We start from the raw sequence: 13,590 nt of genomic DNA, 5'->3' as shown, positions 1-13,590 counted from the left end.
TTTCGAGCGAACTTACGCTCCACGGCAGTCAGCAGCATCCGTACGGAAAGGCCACCATGTCGAAGCGCGTGCTTACGACCGAGTCCGGCGCCCCCGTCGCCGACAACCAGAACTCCGCCACCGCCGGCGTCGGTGGCCCTCTCCTCCTCCAGGACCAGCACCTGCTGGAGAAGCTCGCGCGCTTCAACCGTGAGCGCATCCCGGAGCGCGTGGTGCACGCCCGCGGCTCCGGCGCGTACGGCTACTTCGAGGTGACCGACGACGTCACCGGCTTCACCAAGGCCGACTTCCTCTCCGAGGTGGGCAAGAAGACGGAGCTGTTCATCCGCTTCTCCACCGTGGCCGACTCGCTCGGCGGCGCGGACGCGGTCCGCGACCCGCGCGGCTTCGCGGTGAAGTTCTACACCGCCGAGGGCAACTACGACCTCGTCGGCAACAACACCCCGGTGTTCTTCATCAAGGACCCGATCAAGTTCCCCGACTTCATCCACTCCCAGAAGCGCGACCCCTTCACGGGCAAGCAGGAGGCGGACAACGTCTGGGACTTCTGGGCCCACGCCCCCGAGGCCACCCACCAGATCACCTGGCTCATGGGCGACCGCGGCATCCCGGCCTCGTACCGTCACATGAACGGCTACGGCTCGCACACCTACCAGTGGACCAACGAGGCGGGCGAGGCGTTCTTCGTCAAGTACCACTTCAAGACGAACCAGGGCATCCGCTCCCTCTCCGCCGACCAGGCCGCCGAGGTCGTCGGCAAGGACGCCAACTCGCACCAGACGGACCTGCTCCAGGCCATCGAGCGCGGCGTGAACCCGTCCTGGACCCTGTACGTGCAGGTCATGCCGGCCGCCGAGGCCGCCGAGTACCGCTTCAACCCGTTCGACCTCACCAAGGTGTGGCCGCACGCCGACTACCCGCTCCAGCGCGTCGGCCGGATGGTCCTCGACCGCAACCCGGACAACGTCTTCGCCGAGGTCGAGCAGGCCGCGTTCTCCCCGAACAACTTCGTCCCGGGCATCGGCCCGTCGCCGGACAAGATGCTCCAGGGCCGCCTCTTCGCCTACGCGGACGCCCACCGCTACCGCCTCGGCGTCAACCACACCCAGCTCCCGGTGAACGCCCCCAAGGCGACCGTCGCCGAGAACTACGGCCGGGACGGCGCCATGGCGACCCGCAACGGCTCGCGGTACGACAAGAACTACGAGCCCAACTCGTACCAGGGCCCGGCCCAGATCGACACGCCGCTCTCCGCGCCGCTCGCGATCCACGGCTGGACCGGCACCCACGCGGCCCCGCAGCACACCAAGGACGACGACTTCTTCCAGGCCGGCGAGCTCTACCGCCTGATGTCGGAGGAGGAGAAGACCCGTCTGGTCGCCAACATCGCCGGCGGTCTCTCCCAGGTGTCCCGCGAGGACGTCATCGAGAAGAACCTCGCCCACTTCGCCGCCGCCGACGCCGACTACGGCAAGCGCGTCGAAGAGGCCGTCCGCGCCCTGCGCGAGGACTGATCTTCTCGGATTCCCAGACCGCGTACGGCATCTGACGGGAGGTCAATGCCGTACGCCGTCCGGAACACCGGCCCGGATGAGGGGTGGCCGGTGTTCATGGACAGCGTGAGGACCGCGGTGGCTCCGAGCCAGTGCGGTGGCCAGGACGCCAGGCCCCCCTTCCAGACCTGAAGGAAGGGACCGGCCGAAGCGTCCGCCGGAGCCGCCGCGGTCCCAACGCCCGCCCCCGCAGGGGGCCCACAGACTCCGCCCGGCGGTGCGAACGTCCTGTCGCGCCAGCCTCGCGCCGTCGGGCGGTCACCAGACGAGAGCGCGGAACCAGGTTTACGGTCCCTGGTTCCGCGCTCTTTCGTCGTCTCGCACGCCGGACCCGTCCCGTACGCCGCCGGACCCCGTCCCGTACGCCGGACCAGCGCATCGTTTCTGCGGTGAAGATCCGCACCCGCTCGGGTGAGCGCACCGCGATGCGCCTCCCGTGCGCCCCGGTTCCGGCGCTATCCACCGGTACGTGATCAAGAACCTGATGCGCGGGCTCGTCCCGCTCGCCCTCGTCCTGTCCCCGCTCGCCGCCCCCGCCCCCGCCGCCTCCGCCGGCATCCAGCTCTTCCCCGACGCGCTCGCCGAGCTGACCGAGGCCACCGAGGACTCCCAGGGATACGCGGTGGCCGCCTTCGCCCACTGGGACAAGGGCCTCGACACCGCCGACGACTGCGACACCCGCGCCGAGGTCCTGCTCGCGGAGGCCGTCGAGGCGCCCGCCACCGGCACCGCCTGCGCGCTGACCGGCGGCAAGTGGACCTCGTACTACGACGGACAGACCGTCACCGACCCGGCGCTGCTCCGCGTCGACCACCTCGTCCCGCTCGCGGAGGCGTGGGCCTCGGGCGCCTCCGCCTGGACACCCGCGCGGCGGGCACTGTTCGCCAACGACCAGGGGGCCGCGGCCACCCTGGTCGCCGTCACCGCCCGCAGCCAGAAGGCCAAGGGAAACCAGGACCCCGCCGAGTGGGTGCCGGACGGGAACGCCGCCTACTGCCGCTACGTCGGCGAGTGGGTCGGCACCAAGCTGCGCTGGGGCCTCTCGGTCGACAAGGACGAGATGGAGGCGCTCAAGCTGTTCGCCGACGGCCCGTGCGAGGAGACCGTGGTGCAGCGCTCGACAGCCCCGCAGTGAGCAGGCCGGTGACGACGAGCGAGGCCGCCGCGAGGAGGGCCATCGCCGTCGCCGGGGAGGTGAGCTGCGCGAGCCCGCCCGCCAGGGCCGCGGCGAGGCCCTGGCAGGCGAGCATCCCCGAGCCGTGCAGGCCGAGCGCGTGCCCGCTCGACTCCTCGGGAACGCGCGCGAGCAGCCGCTCCTGGTACAGCAGGCTCGCGCCGTAGCCGACCGCGGACACCGCGACGGCCGCGCCCGCCGCCGCCACGGGCAGCCCCGTACCCCACGCGAAGAGCAGGTACGGGGCCGCGAGCAGCGCCTGGAGGGCGGCGGCGAGCCGGACGCGCAGCCGGGCCGGGACGAACCGCCCCACCAGGGTGTCCCCGGCGAGCATGCCGGCGGCGGCGCAGGCGAAGAGCAGGCCCGCGCGGTCGGGGGCGTACGACACGAACAGCGCCTCGCAGCCGACGATCAGCCCGTTGGGCACCCACAGCGCCAGATAGAGCAGCCGGCGGGGGCGGTCGGCGAGCAGCATGACGTTGGTCCGCCAGGTCGCGGCGGCGGAGACCCGCCCGGTGGCGCGGGGCGGACGGACGGTGAGCCCGCAGCGGTGGAGGAGGCCCGCCAGGAGGTAGAGGCCGGCGCCGGCGAGGAGGGTGCCGTGCGGGGAGAGCACGGCGAGGAGGACGCCGCCGGCGGCGAAGCCGGCGATCTGGCAGAGGCCGACCGCCATGTTGAGGACCGAGCGGCCCAGCAGGTAGCGCTCGCGCGGCAGGATCTCGCCGAGGAGCCCGTACCGCACTCCCCCGCCGAGCGAGCCCACGACCCCGAGGACCGCGAGGAGCCCGAAGGAGACGCCGAGCGGCACCCCGGGCACGGCCTGGACGCCCGTCCCCGCGGCGAAGACGACGGAGACGACGGTCAGCGCGGTCCTGGGCGGCAGCCGGTCCGCGGCGGAGAGCAGGGTCGTGGCACCGAGCAGCTGGGCGAGCGCGGGGCCGAACATCGCGAGCGCGGTCAGCAGCGGCGAACCGGTGGCCCGGAACACGAGCGTGGCCAGTCCGAGCCCCGCGAGGGTCTGGGCGGCGGTCTGCGCGGAGCCGGCGAGGAAGAGGGGCGTGAACTCGGGGGTGCGGAACAGGTCGCGGTAGCGGGGCCCGGCGGCGGGCGCCTCGGTGACGGAGAGGGGCATGGCCGGGATTCTGGGGAGCCGGGGACGGCGCCGGTACTGTTGCGCGCTCCCGCGAAACAACGGGACGGGGGCCGCGCCGGTACTGTCGCGCTCCCGCGAAACAACAAGACGAGGGCCGAGCCGGAACTGTTGCGCGCTCCCGCGAAACAGTGGCACGGGGCGGGGACGGCTGTTTCGCTGGTCTCCGGAGCGCGTGGGGAAGGGAAAACGGCATGGGGTGGTGGCGGCTGGGCGCGGACACGCTCGCCGGGGGCCGGTTCGTGATCTCGCCGCTCGCCGAGACCGTCGCGTCGCTGCAGACCCTGCACGCGGGCCGGGCGGGCCATCCGGGCGAGCGGGAGTGGCTGGCGGATCGGCTGCCCGCGTACCGGGCCCGGCTGGCCGCCGAGCCGCTGGACGCGCTGCTCGTCCGGTCGGCGATCAGCCCCACCTGGAACGCGGACTTCATGACCCCCACCCCGTGGGGCGACGGCGAGCGGGCCTTCGAGGAGGAGGTCGAGGCGGTGCGGGCGACCACGCCGGAAGCCGCCGTCGCCGACCTGGCGGTCTCGGCGGGCGGTCGGGTCCCCGAACCGCTGCGCTCGGCGCGCGACCTGCCGGAGCGTCTCGCCGCGCTGCTCACCTGGGTGTGGCGGGAGACGGTGCTGCCGGAGTGGCCGCGGCGGCGGAGGGTGCTGGAGGCCGATGTGACGGCGAGGACCGCGCGGCTGGCCCGGGACGGCTGGGCCGCGGCGCTGGACGAGCTGTGCCCGGGCCGGATGCGCTGGCTCGGGAACGGACGGCTCCAGGTCAACCCCCGTGACTATCCGCCGCGTTCGGTCGACGGCGGGCGGCTGTTGCTGGTGCCGGTGACGCCAGTGACGGGCTGGGTGTCGTGGGAGGCGCCCGGGGAGGCGGAGGAGCGGTCGGCGATCGTCTACGCCTGCTCCGGGGTGCTGGCCGACCGGTCGGGTCCGGTCGTGCCCCAGGCCCTGGGGGCGCTCCTGGGACCGGCCAGGGCGGGGGTGCTGCTGCGCCTCGAATTCCCGCTGTCGACCAGCCAGTTGGTGGCGCTGACGGGGCAGGGGCTCGGCTCGGTCGGGCGCCATCTGAAGGTGCTGCACGACGCCGGTCTTGTACGCCGGCGCAGGGCGGGACGCTCGGTCCTGTACGACTGGACGGAGGCCGGCGCGGTGCTCGTACGGGCGCAGGCGAGGTCCTAGTCCTCGAACCCCGCCCAGGCGCGGAGGCGTTCGTCGAGCTCGACGGCGTGCGGGAGGGCGGCGAGGCCGGCCGCGTCGGCGGGGACGCCCTGGTGGGCGAGGCGGTCGGCGAGCGCGCCCCAGTGGGCGGCGGCGGCCTGCTCGGGGGTCTGGTCGCCGAAGGGTTCGTCGGGGCCGACGACGGTGCGGGCGTCCGCCTCGACGGACGCGCGGGTCAGGAAGGCGCGGAGGTCCGCGGGGCCGCTCTCGCTCCAGCCGCGGTCGTCGAGGAGGACCAGGGCGCGCCCGTCGGAGAGTTCGGCCTCAAGGCGGGCCGTGACGCTCAGCTGCCGGTCGGTGGTCCGCGCCGCGTCCAGCTCGACGTGGGTGACCAGGCGGGTGACGACGGGCATGGCGGTGTCCTCTCCTCGGCTCGACCAGGCGGGCTCGGCTCGGCGGGCTCGGCTCGCCCCGCCGCGCACGGCTCGCCCCGGCGGGCCCGGTCCGTTCCCCAGCGTAGGCGGCGGACACGGCGACGTGCCCGGCCGGATGGAGCCTGCCGGGCACGTCGTGTCGGGGATGGGGCCCCGGGGTCGGCCCGCCCGCGCCCGTGACGTGGACGACGGGTGCGGGCGGGTCCGGTCGGTCAGACCGCGAGCGGCTTGATCGCGGTCGGCGCGTGGCCCGGCTCGGTGGCCAGGTCCTCGAACTCGGTGACGTCGCTCATGTCGACGGTCTTGCTCATGGCGATGTTGGTGATGCGCTCCAGGATCGCCTCGACGACGACCGGGACCTGGAACTCGACGGCCATCTTCTTGGCCTGCTCCAGCGCCTCGCCCAGCTTCTCCGGGTCGGTGACGCGGATCGCCTTGACGCCGAGGCCCTCGGCGACCTTGACGTGGTCGACGCCGTAGACGCCGAGCTCGGGGGTGTTGATGTTCTCGAACTCGAGGTTGACCTCGAAGTTGATGCCGAGGCCGCCCTGCGCCTGCCGGATGAGGCCGAGGTAGGCGTTGTTCACGAGGACGTGGACGTAGGGGACCTTGTGCTGGGCGGCGACCGCCAGCTCCTCGATCATGAACTGGAAGTCGTAGTCGCCGGAGAGCGCGACGACCGGGGTCTCCGGGTCGGCGGTGGCGGCGCCGATGGCGGCCGGGATGGTCCAGCCGAGCGGGCCGGCCTGGCCGCAGTTGATCCAGTGGCGCGGCTTGTAGACGTGCAGGAACTGCGCGGCCGCGATCTGGGAGAGGCCGATGGTGGTGACGTACCGGGTGTCCGGGCCGAACGCCTTGTTCATCTCCTCGTAGACGCGCTGCGGCTTCATGGGGATGTTGTCGAAGTGCGTGCGGCGCTGGAGGGTGGCCTTGCGGTCCTGCGCGGAGGCGGCCCAGGCGGTGAAGTCGGGGAGCTTGCCCTCGGCCTTCCACTCCTTGGCGATCTGGACGAAGAGCTCCAGGGCGTCCTTGGCGTCGGAGGCGATGCCGTAGTCGGGGGCGAAGATCTTGCCGAGCTGGGTGGGCTCGATGTCGACGTGGACGAACTTACGGCCCTTGGTGTAGGCGTCCAGGTTGTAGCCCGTGTGGCGGTTGGCCCAGCGGTTGCCGATGCCGATGACGGTGTCGGACTCCAGGAAGGTCGCGTTGCCGTAGCGGTGCGCGGTCTGGACGCCGACCATGCCGGCGGCCAGCTCGTGGTCGTCCGGGATGGTGCCCCAGCCCATGAGGGTGGAGATGACCGGGATGTTGGTCAGCTCGGCGAACTCGACCAGCAGGTCGGAGGCGTCGGCGTTGATGATGCCGCCACCGGCGACGATCAGCGGGCGCTCGGCCTCCAGGAGGAAGCCCAGGGCCTTCTCGGCCTGGGCGCGGGTCGCGGACGGCTTGTAGACCGGCAGCGGCTCGTACGTCTCCGGGTCGAACTCGATCTCGGTCAGCTGGACGTCGATCGGCAGGTCGATGAGGACCGGGCCGGGACGGCCGGAGCGCATCAGGTGGAACGCCTGCTGGAAGACGCCGGGGACCTGCGCGGCCTCCAGGACGGTGGTGGCCGCCTTGGTGACCGGCTTGGCGATGTTCGCGATGTCGATGGCCTGGAAGTCCTCCTTGTGGAGCTTCGAGACCGGGGCCTGGCCGGTGATGCACAGGATCGGGATCGAGTCCGCGATCGCCGAGTACAGGCCGGTGATCATGTCGGTGCCGGCGGGGCCGGAGGTGCCGATGCAGACACCGATGTTGCCGGCCTTGGCGCGGGTGTAGCCCTCCGCCATGTGGGAGGCGCCCTCGACGTGGCGGGCCAGCGTGTGGCTGATGCCGCCCACGTTCTTGAGCTCGCGGTAGAAGGGGTTGATCGCCGCGCCCGGCACGCCGAACGCGTTGGTGACGCCTTCGCGCTTGAGGATCTCAACGGCCGCTGCGGCGGCGGTCATACGAGGCATGGGAGTGCTCCTGCTCGGCCGGTCGGTCGCAGGTGCCGGGCGGGCCGCCCGGTCCTGTTTCCGTAATGCGGAAAAACTGTTCTGCTATATGGAAGCAATGTAGGTGCGGCTCGGGACGCCGTCAAGGGAGGGCCCACCTGACGGGCACCGGCGGACCCGCCCCGATGGCCGAAGTCGCACCCCCGCGCGGCCGGATTGGTGGACGATGAAGCGCACGGGAAGAGGGGGTTCGGTGTGGGTGACTCGGTAGCGGTGCACTGCCCGGAGTGCCGGCGGAGCCATACGTACGCGGCGCCCGTCTACCCCTGCCCCTGCGGGAGCCCGGTCGCCCCGCGCCTGCTCCCGGACGCCACCGCCGAGCCGGTCCGGCACCGGAACTGGCTCGACGAGTGGGTCACCGTGCGCTGCCGCGCCTGCGGGCGCGAGGACCAGTGGCCGCGGCCGGAGCTGGGTTGCTCCTGCGGGGCCGTGCTGCGGATCCCGGTGGCACCGGCCACGGAGGAGGCGGTGGGGGCCGGGACCGTGGACCCCGTGCCGGAGGGCGGCCGGGAATCCGAGGGGTACGGCTCCGAGGGGCACGGCCCCGCGGCGTACGCGGCGGACGACTCCGCGGGCCCCGGGCCCGACGCCGACCCGGCGGGCCTCCTCGCCGTCCCCGACACGCGGGTCGAGGACGAGGGCGAGGGTGAGGGCGACCCCGTCGGCGGGGTCGGCGGGGTCGAGGGTGACGCGGACGACGACCTCGGGGACGAGTACGCCGGGGACGGGCCGGCTCCCGTGGAGGCCGCCGGGGACGGGCCGGGTCCGGTCGTGGGAGCCCTGGAGACAGAGGGCTCCCGCGAAGGGGCGCCGCCCGGCCCGCCCGTCTCCGACTGGTTCGGGAACCCGCCGCGGTCCTTCGCCGAGCGGTACCCCGTCCACATCCCGCTGCCGCCGACCGCGCCCCGGCCCGCGCCCGCCCGGGGCGCGTTCCGGCCGGTGACGATCCGGACGGCGTCGGACGCGGTCGCCGCGGCGGCCACGTACCTGCACTGGCTCGGGTTCCTGGAGATCGTGCGGCCGGACGACCGGCACTCCGCCGGGGTGGACCTGCGCGGGCCCGGGCTCGTCGCCCAGGTCGACCCCAGCACCCGGCCCGCCGGGCTGCGAGCCGTCGAGTGCCTGTGGCTGAACGGACTCAGCGCCTCCGCCGTGGGCGTCTTCTTCTCGCTCGCCGGCTACACCCCCGAGGCCCGGTCCCGCGCCGCCGAGATAGCGCTGCCGCTCTTCGTCCTCGACCTCACCGGCACCCCGCAGCCCGTGAACAACGCGGCCGACGAACTCACCTCCGGCGGCGCCATCTGACCCGAACCACGCCTTTCGAGCGAATGGATCCGGCCATCCACGCGTGATGATCACGCTCCCCCGGGCAGAAACACCGGTGGGGGTGGAGGCATGGGAACGGGGACGTGGTGGTGGGTGGCGGCGGTCGTGGCCGCCTGGACCGAGGTGCTCGCCGCGGGGGTGCTGCTGCGCGCCCGGCGGCCGGGCCTCGGGCCGGGCGCCGCCGGGGCGCCGCCCGGGCCGGAGGCGCTGGCCCTGCTGCGCGGCGGACGGCGGGCCGCGGTGACGGTCGCGCTGGTCGCGCTGCACCAGCGCGGCGCGGTCGCGGCCGGACGCAAACATACGATTCGGGCCAATGGCGGGCCCGGCCGGACCAGGGACCCCGTGCAGCTCGGCGTCCACCGCTCGCTCCGCAACGCGCTCGACCTGCGCGCCCTGGCCCTGCGCCCCGAGGCGCGCAGGGCGGTCGACGCGCTGCGGGCCGAGCTGGGACGGGCGGGGCTGCTGCGCCCGCCGGCCCGGCACCGCTCGGCCCGGCTGCTGCTGGCGGCGGCGCCGGCGACGCTCGCGGCCGGGCTCCTCGCGGCGGCGGCCGCCGGCGAGGCACCGGGGCTCCTGCCCGGCCTGGCCCTGGGCGCGCCCGTCCTGCTCGCCGCGCTCGCCCTGCTGCGGCTGCCGCCCGCGACCCGGACCGCCCGGCGGCTCCTCGCCGAGCTGCGGGAGCGGCACCCGCTGCCGGAGCACCGCCACGAGGTGACGGACGGCAGGCTCGTCCTGCTGTACGTGGCGCTGTACGGCGACCCGGCGCTCGCCCTGTTCCTGCCCCGGTTCTCGCGCGACGGCGGCCTGCTCGACCGCCGCGCCTCCTGCGGACGCTGAGCCGGGGCCATACTGGCGTATGCGCATCCGAGCGGCCGCACCGGCCGAACTCCCGCTGCTCCAGTCCATCGAGCGCGCGGCGGGCGAGCCCTTCCGCACTCTCGGCATGGCGGCGATCGCCGACGACGAGCCCCTCCCGCTGGACGTCCTGGAGGGGTACCGGGCGGCGGGCCGGGCCTGGGTGGCGGTCGACGGGGCCGACCGGCCCGTCGCGTACCTCCTCGCGGACACCGTGGACGGCGCCGCGCACATCGAGCAGGTCTCCGTGCACCCCGGCGCGGCCCGCCGGGGCGTCGGCCGGGCGCTGATCGAGCACCTGGCGCAGGCCGCCGGGGAGGAGGGGCTGACCGCCCTGACCCTGACGACCTTCACCGAAGTGCCGTGGAACGCCCCGTACTACACCCGCCTCGGCTTCCGCGCGCTCGCCGAGGCGGACCCGCACCTCACCGAGGGCCTGCGCGCCATCAGCCGCGCCGAGGCCGCCCACGGCCTCGCCGCCTGGCCCCGCGTCTGCATGCGCCGCGAGCTGGCGCCCGCCCCGGTGGTCCGGGAGCCGTCCTAGGCGCCGTCCGCCGCCCCGTACCGCTCGCGCAGCTCGACCTTCCGCACCTTGCCGCTCACCGTCATCGGGAACTCGGCGAGGATCTCCACGCGGCGCGGGACCTTGTAGTGGGCGAGGCGGTCGCGGCAGAAGGCGGCGAGTTCGCCGAGGGTGGGCGGGTCGGCCGGGTCGCGCGGGATCACGCAGGCCAGGATCTCCTCGCCGTACCGCTCGTCGGGGACGCCGACGACCTGCACGTCGGCGATCTTCGGGTGCGCGTACAGGAACTCCTCGATCTCGCGCGGGTACACGTTCTCCCCGCCGCGGATGATCATGTCCTTGATGCGGCCGACGATCCGCACGTACCCGTCCTCGCGCATCACCGCCAGGTCACCGGTGTGCATCCAGCGGCCCGCGTCGACGACCTCGGCGGTCTTCGCCGGCTCGTCCCAGTAGCCGAGCATCACGCTGTAGCCGCGGGTGCACAGCTCGCCCGCGGCGCCGCGCTCCACGGTGAGACCGGTGGCCGGGTCGACCACCTTCACCTCGATGTGCGGCAGGACCCGGCCGACCGTGCCGGTGCGCCGCTCCAGGTCGTCGTCGCGGCGGGTCTGGGTGGAGACCGGCGAGGTCTCGGTCGTGCCGTAGCAGATCGACACCTCCGCCATGTTCATCTCGGCGACCACCCGCTTCATCACCTCCACCGGACACGGCGAGCCCGCCATGATGCCGGTGCGCAGCGAGGACAGGTCGTACGCGGCGAAGTCCGGGAGGTTCAGCTCCGCGATGAACATCGTCGGCACGCCGTACAGCGAGGTGCAGCGCTCCTCCTGGACGGCGCGGAGGGTCGCGGCCGGGTCGAAGGACGGGGCCGGGATCACGATGCAGGCGCCGTGCGAGGTGGCCGCCAGATTGCCCATCACCATGCCGAAGCAGTGGTAGAAGGGCACCGGCACGCAGATCCGGTCCCGCTCGGTGTAGGCGATCATCTCGCCCACGAAATAACCGTTGTTGAGGATGTTGTGGTGGGAGAGCGTGGCGCCCTTGGGGAAGCCGGTGGTGCCGGAGGTGTACTGGATGTTCACCGGCTCGTCGGCGGCGAGCGGTTCGGGGACGAGCCCGCCGGACGGGCGGGCGGCGAACGCGTCCCAGCTCGCGTCGCCGAAGTACACCGCCTCCCGCAGCTCCGGGCACGCGCCCCGGACCTCCTCGACCATCGACCGGTAGTCGCTCGTCTTGTGGGCGAGCGAGGCGAAGAGCAGCGAGATGCCCGACTGCCGCAGCACATAGGCGAGTTCGTGGGCGCGGTAGGCCGGGTTGACGGTGACCATGACGGCGCCGACGCGGGCGGTGGCGTACTGGACCAGCACCCATTCGGGGCAGTTGACCGCCCAGATCCCGACCCGGTCGCCCTTGCGGACGCCGCTGCCGAGCAGCGCGCCCGCGATCCGGTCGACCTCGGCCCCGAACTCGGCGTAGGTCCAGCGGCGTCCGCCGGCCACGTCGACCAGGGCCTCGCGGTCGGGCCAGGCGGCGACGGCCCGGTCGAGGTCGGCACCGATGGTGTCGCCGAGGAGCGGAGTGTCCGCGACCCCGTGCGCGTACGAGAGCTCCGTACGGACCGTGCCGGCCTGGGGCGTCGTTCCCGTCATGCGAGGTCTCCTTCGGTGAACTCCGGCCCGGTGGCGGCGCCTTCGGCGGTGAGGCGGCGCAGCTCGACCCGCCGGATCTTGCCGGAGACCGTCTTCGGGAGCTCGGCGAACTCCAGGCGGCGGACCCGCTTGTACGGGGCGAGGACGGCCCGCGAGTGGGCGAAGAGGGTCCTGGCGGTCTCCTCGTCCGGCTTGAAGCCCTCGGCGAGGACGACGTACGCCTTCGGGACGGCGAGCCGCACCGGGTCGGGGGCGGGGACGACGGCCGCCTCCGCGACGGCCTCGTGTTCGAGGAGCGCGCTCTCCAGCTCGAAGGGACTGATCTTGTAGTCCGACGCCTTGAAGACGTCGTCGGCGCGGCCCACGTAGTGGATGTAGCCGTCCTCGTCGCGGCTGCCGATGTCGCCGGTGCGGTAGTAGCCGCCGGCCATCGCCTCGGCGGTCTTCTCCGGGTCGCCGTGGTAACCGGTCATCAGGCCCACCGGGTTGGCGGACAGGTCGAGGCAGATCTCTCCCTCCTCGACGTCCGCGCGGCCGGTGACCGGGTCGACCAGGGTGACCGCGTAGCCGGGGCTCGGGCGGCCCATGGAGCCCTCCTTGAGCCGCTGGCCGGGGCTGTTGGAGACCTGGACGGCGGTCTCGGTCTGTCCGAAGCCGTCGCGGATGGTGACGCCCCAGCCGCGCCGGACCGCCTCGATGACCTCGGGGTTCAGCGGCTCGCCGGCGGCGACGACCTCGCGCGGCGGCGTCGTCAGCCGGCTCAGGTCGGACTGGATGAGCATCCGCCACACGGTCGGCGGGGCGCAGAACGAGGTGACGCCGTGGCGGTCCATCTCCCCCATCAGCCGGGCCGCGTCGAAGCGCGTGTAGTTGTGGATGAAGACGGTCGCCTCGGCGTTCCAGGGGGCGAAGAGGTTGGACCAGGCGTGCTTGGCCCAGCCGGGCGAGGAGATGTTGAGGTGCACGTCGCCGGGCTTGAGCCCGATCCAGTACATCGTCGCCAGGTGCCCGACCGGGTAGGAGGTGTGGGTGTGCTCCACCAGTTTGGGGCGGGCGGTGGTGCCGGAGGTGAAGTACAGCATCAGCGTGTCGTGGGCGAGGGTGACGCCGTCGGGCTCGAAGACGTCCGGCTCGCGGGCGGCGTGCTCGTACCCCAGCCAGTTCACCCCGTCGCCGCCGATCGCGATGCGGGTGTAGTCGCCGGGCACGTCGGCGAACTTCGCGGTGTCCTCGGCGCGCGCGATCACGTGCCGGGCCCGGCCGCGCTCGACCCGGTCGCGCAGGTCGGCGGGGCCGAGGAGCGGGGTGGCGGGGATGACGACGGCGCGCAGCTTCATCGCGGCCAGCATGGTCTCCCACAGCTCGGCCTGGTTGCCCAGCATCACGATGATCCGGTCCCCGGCGCGGACGCCCTGGGCGCGCAGCCAGTTCGCGACCCGGTTCGAGCGGGCGGACATCTCCGCGAAGCCGACCTTCGTCTCGGAGCCGTCCTCCTCGACGAGGTGCAGGGCGGTGCGGTCGTTGCCCTCGGCGATGACGTCGAACCACTCCAGCGCCCAGTTGAACCGGTCGGGGCGGGGCCAGACGAAGCCGTCGCGGGCCGCCGCGTAGTCCTCGCGGTGCCGGAGCAGGAAGTCCCGGGCGGTCCGGAACTCCTCCGTCGCGCTGGTTGCCGTCATGTGTCCTCCTCATTGCGGGACCGGTCCCGCCCATCGTGTAAT

10 protein-coding genes and 1 pseudogene are annotated in these 13,590 nt (G+C 73.4%); 6 read left to right on the top strand and 5 right to left on the bottom strand.

Going from position 1 to position 13,590, the window contains the following annotated elements; genetic code table 11:
• Nucleotides 1-56: 56 nt before the first annotated feature.
• Both ACIGHB_RS00340 and ACIGHB_RS00335 read left to right on the top strand, forming a co-directional pair.
• Entirely contained in the window at nucleotides 57-1,514 is a 1,458-nt protein-coding gene (locus ACIGHB_RS00340) for a catalase (RefSeq protein WP_360319130.1), read from the top strand.
• A gap of 508 nt (nucleotides 1,515-2,022) precedes the next feature.
• Nucleotides 2,023-2,688: an HNH endonuclease gene (locus ACIGHB_RS00335; RefSeq protein WP_399908195.1), complete on the top strand. Its 666-nt coding sequence runs from the start codon at nucleotides 2,023-2,025 to the stop codon at nucleotides 2,686-2,688.
• Here ACIGHB_RS00335 and ACIGHB_RS00330 read toward each other — a convergent pair.
• Complete coding sequence (locus tag ACIGHB_RS00330; RefSeq protein ID WP_399908193.1) at nucleotides 2,624-3,859, bottom strand: MFS transporter; 1,236 nt, start codon at nucleotides 3,857-3,859, stop codon at nucleotides 2,624-2,626. The genes ACIGHB_RS00335 and ACIGHB_RS00330 overlap by 65 nt on opposite strands.
• A 212-nt stretch (nucleotides 3,860-4,071) precedes the next feature.
• Here ACIGHB_RS00330 and ACIGHB_RS00325 point away from each other — a divergent pair, with 212 nt between their 5' ends.
• A complete protein-coding gene (locus ACIGHB_RS00325) occupies nucleotides 4,072-5,061 on the top strand; it encodes an ArsR family transcriptional regulator (protein WP_399908190.1) in 990 nt (329 codons plus the stop codon).
• On the opposite strand, the gene ACIGHB_RS00320 is transcribed toward ACIGHB_RS00325, so the two are convergent.
• Nucleotides 5,058-5,453, bottom strand: a complete 396-nt coding sequence (locus ACIGHB_RS00320; protein WP_399908187.1) for a hypothetical protein — start codon at nucleotides 5,451-5,453, stop codon at nucleotides 5,058-5,060. The genes ACIGHB_RS00325 and ACIGHB_RS00320 overlap by 4 nt on opposite strands.
• Before the next feature lie 233 nt (nucleotides 5,454-5,686).
• A complete protein-coding gene (gene gcl / locus ACIGHB_RS00315) occupies nucleotides 5,687-7,474 on the bottom strand; it encodes a glyoxylate carboligase (protein ID WP_360319140.1) in 1,788 nt (595 codons plus the stop codon).
• A 912-nt stretch (nucleotides 7,475-8,386) separates the two neighbouring features.
• On the opposite strand from gcl, the pseudogene ACIGHB_RS00310 reads away from it, so the two are divergent.
• The 3 genes and pseudogenes from ACIGHB_RS00310 to ACIGHB_RS00300 form a co-directional block, all read left to right on the top strand.
• A pseudogene (locus ACIGHB_RS00310) lies at nucleotides 8,387-8,818 on the top strand (hypothetical protein); the annotation flags it as partial.
• A 90-nt stretch (nucleotides 8,819-8,908) separates the two neighbouring features.
• Nucleotides 8,909-9,676, top strand: a complete 768-nt coding sequence (locus ACIGHB_RS00305; protein WP_399908184.1) for a TIGR04222 domain-containing membrane protein — start codon at nucleotides 8,909-8,911, stop codon at nucleotides 9,674-9,676.
• A 19-nt stretch (nucleotides 9,677-9,695) separates the two neighbouring features.
• Nucleotides 9,696-10,238 carry a GNAT family N-acetyltransferase gene (locus ACIGHB_RS00300; protein WP_360316991.1) on the top strand — a complete coding sequence of 181 codons (543 nt, stop codon included), beginning with the start codon at nucleotides 9,696-9,698 and terminating at the stop codon, nucleotides 10,236-10,238.
• Here ACIGHB_RS00300 and ACIGHB_RS00295 read toward each other — a convergent pair.
• On the bottom strand, nucleotides 10,235-11,869 hold the full coding sequence (locus ACIGHB_RS00295; protein WP_399908180.1) for an AMP-binding protein: 1,635 nt from the start codon (nucleotides 11,867-11,869) through the stop codon (nucleotides 10,235-10,237). The genes ACIGHB_RS00300 and ACIGHB_RS00295 overlap by 4 nt on opposite strands.
• Nucleotides 11,866-13,548 (bottom strand): AMP-binding protein, encoded by a 1,683-nt coding sequence (locus ACIGHB_RS00290; RefSeq protein ID WP_399908177.1) that lies wholly within the window; start codon nucleotides 13,546-13,548, stop codon nucleotides 11,866-11,868. The genes ACIGHB_RS00295 and ACIGHB_RS00290 overlap by 4 nt, the downstream gene beginning before the upstream one ends.
• Between the last annotated feature and the right edge of the window lie 42 nt (nucleotides 13,549-13,590).

The sequence above is a fragment of the Streptomyces sp. NPDC085460 genome, from assembly GCF_044541975.1.
In the GTDB taxonomy this organism is placed as follows: Bacteria; Actinomycetota; Actinomycetes; order Streptomycetales; family Streptomycetaceae; genus Streptomyces.
The sequence above is the reverse complement of the archived record's forward strand: the minus strand, read 5'-3'. Positions and strand labels throughout refer to the sequence as shown.

Coding starts and splice junctions, on each gene's coding strand:
- ACIGHB_RS00340 (WP_360319130.1), top strand. CDS start 57: ATGTCGAAGCGCGTGCTTACGACCGAGTCCGGCGCCCCCGTCGCCGAC.
- ACIGHB_RS00330 (WP_399908193.1), bottom strand. CDS start 3,859: ATGCCCCTCTCCGTCACCGAGGCGCCCGCCGCCGGGCCCCGCTACCGC.
- ACIGHB_RS00325 (WP_399908190.1), top strand. CDS start 4,072: ATGGGGTGGTGGCGGCTGGGCGCGGACACGCTCGCCGGGGGCCGGTTC.
- ACIGHB_RS00320 (WP_399908187.1), bottom strand. CDS start 5,453: ATGCCCGTCGTCACCCGCCTGGTCACCCACGTCGAGCTGGACGCGGCG.
- gcl (WP_360319140.1), bottom strand. CDS start 7,474: ATGCCTCGTATGACCGCCGCCGCAGCGGCCGTTGAGATCCTCAAGCGC.
- ACIGHB_RS00305 (WP_399908184.1), top strand. CDS start 8,909: ATGGGAACGGGGACGTGGTGGTGGGTGGCGGCGGTCGTGGCCGCCTGG.
- ACIGHB_RS00300 (WP_360316991.1), top strand. CDS start 9,696: ATGCGCATCCGAGCGGCCGCACCGGCCGAACTCCCGCTGCTCCAGTCC.
- ACIGHB_RS00295 (WP_399908180.1), bottom strand. CDS start 11,869: ATGACGGGAACGACGCCCCAGGCCGGCACGGTCCGTACGGAGCTCTCG.
- ACIGHB_RS00290 (WP_399908177.1), bottom strand. CDS start 13,548: ATGACGGCAACCAGCGCGACGGAGGAGTTCCGGACCGCCCGGGACTTC.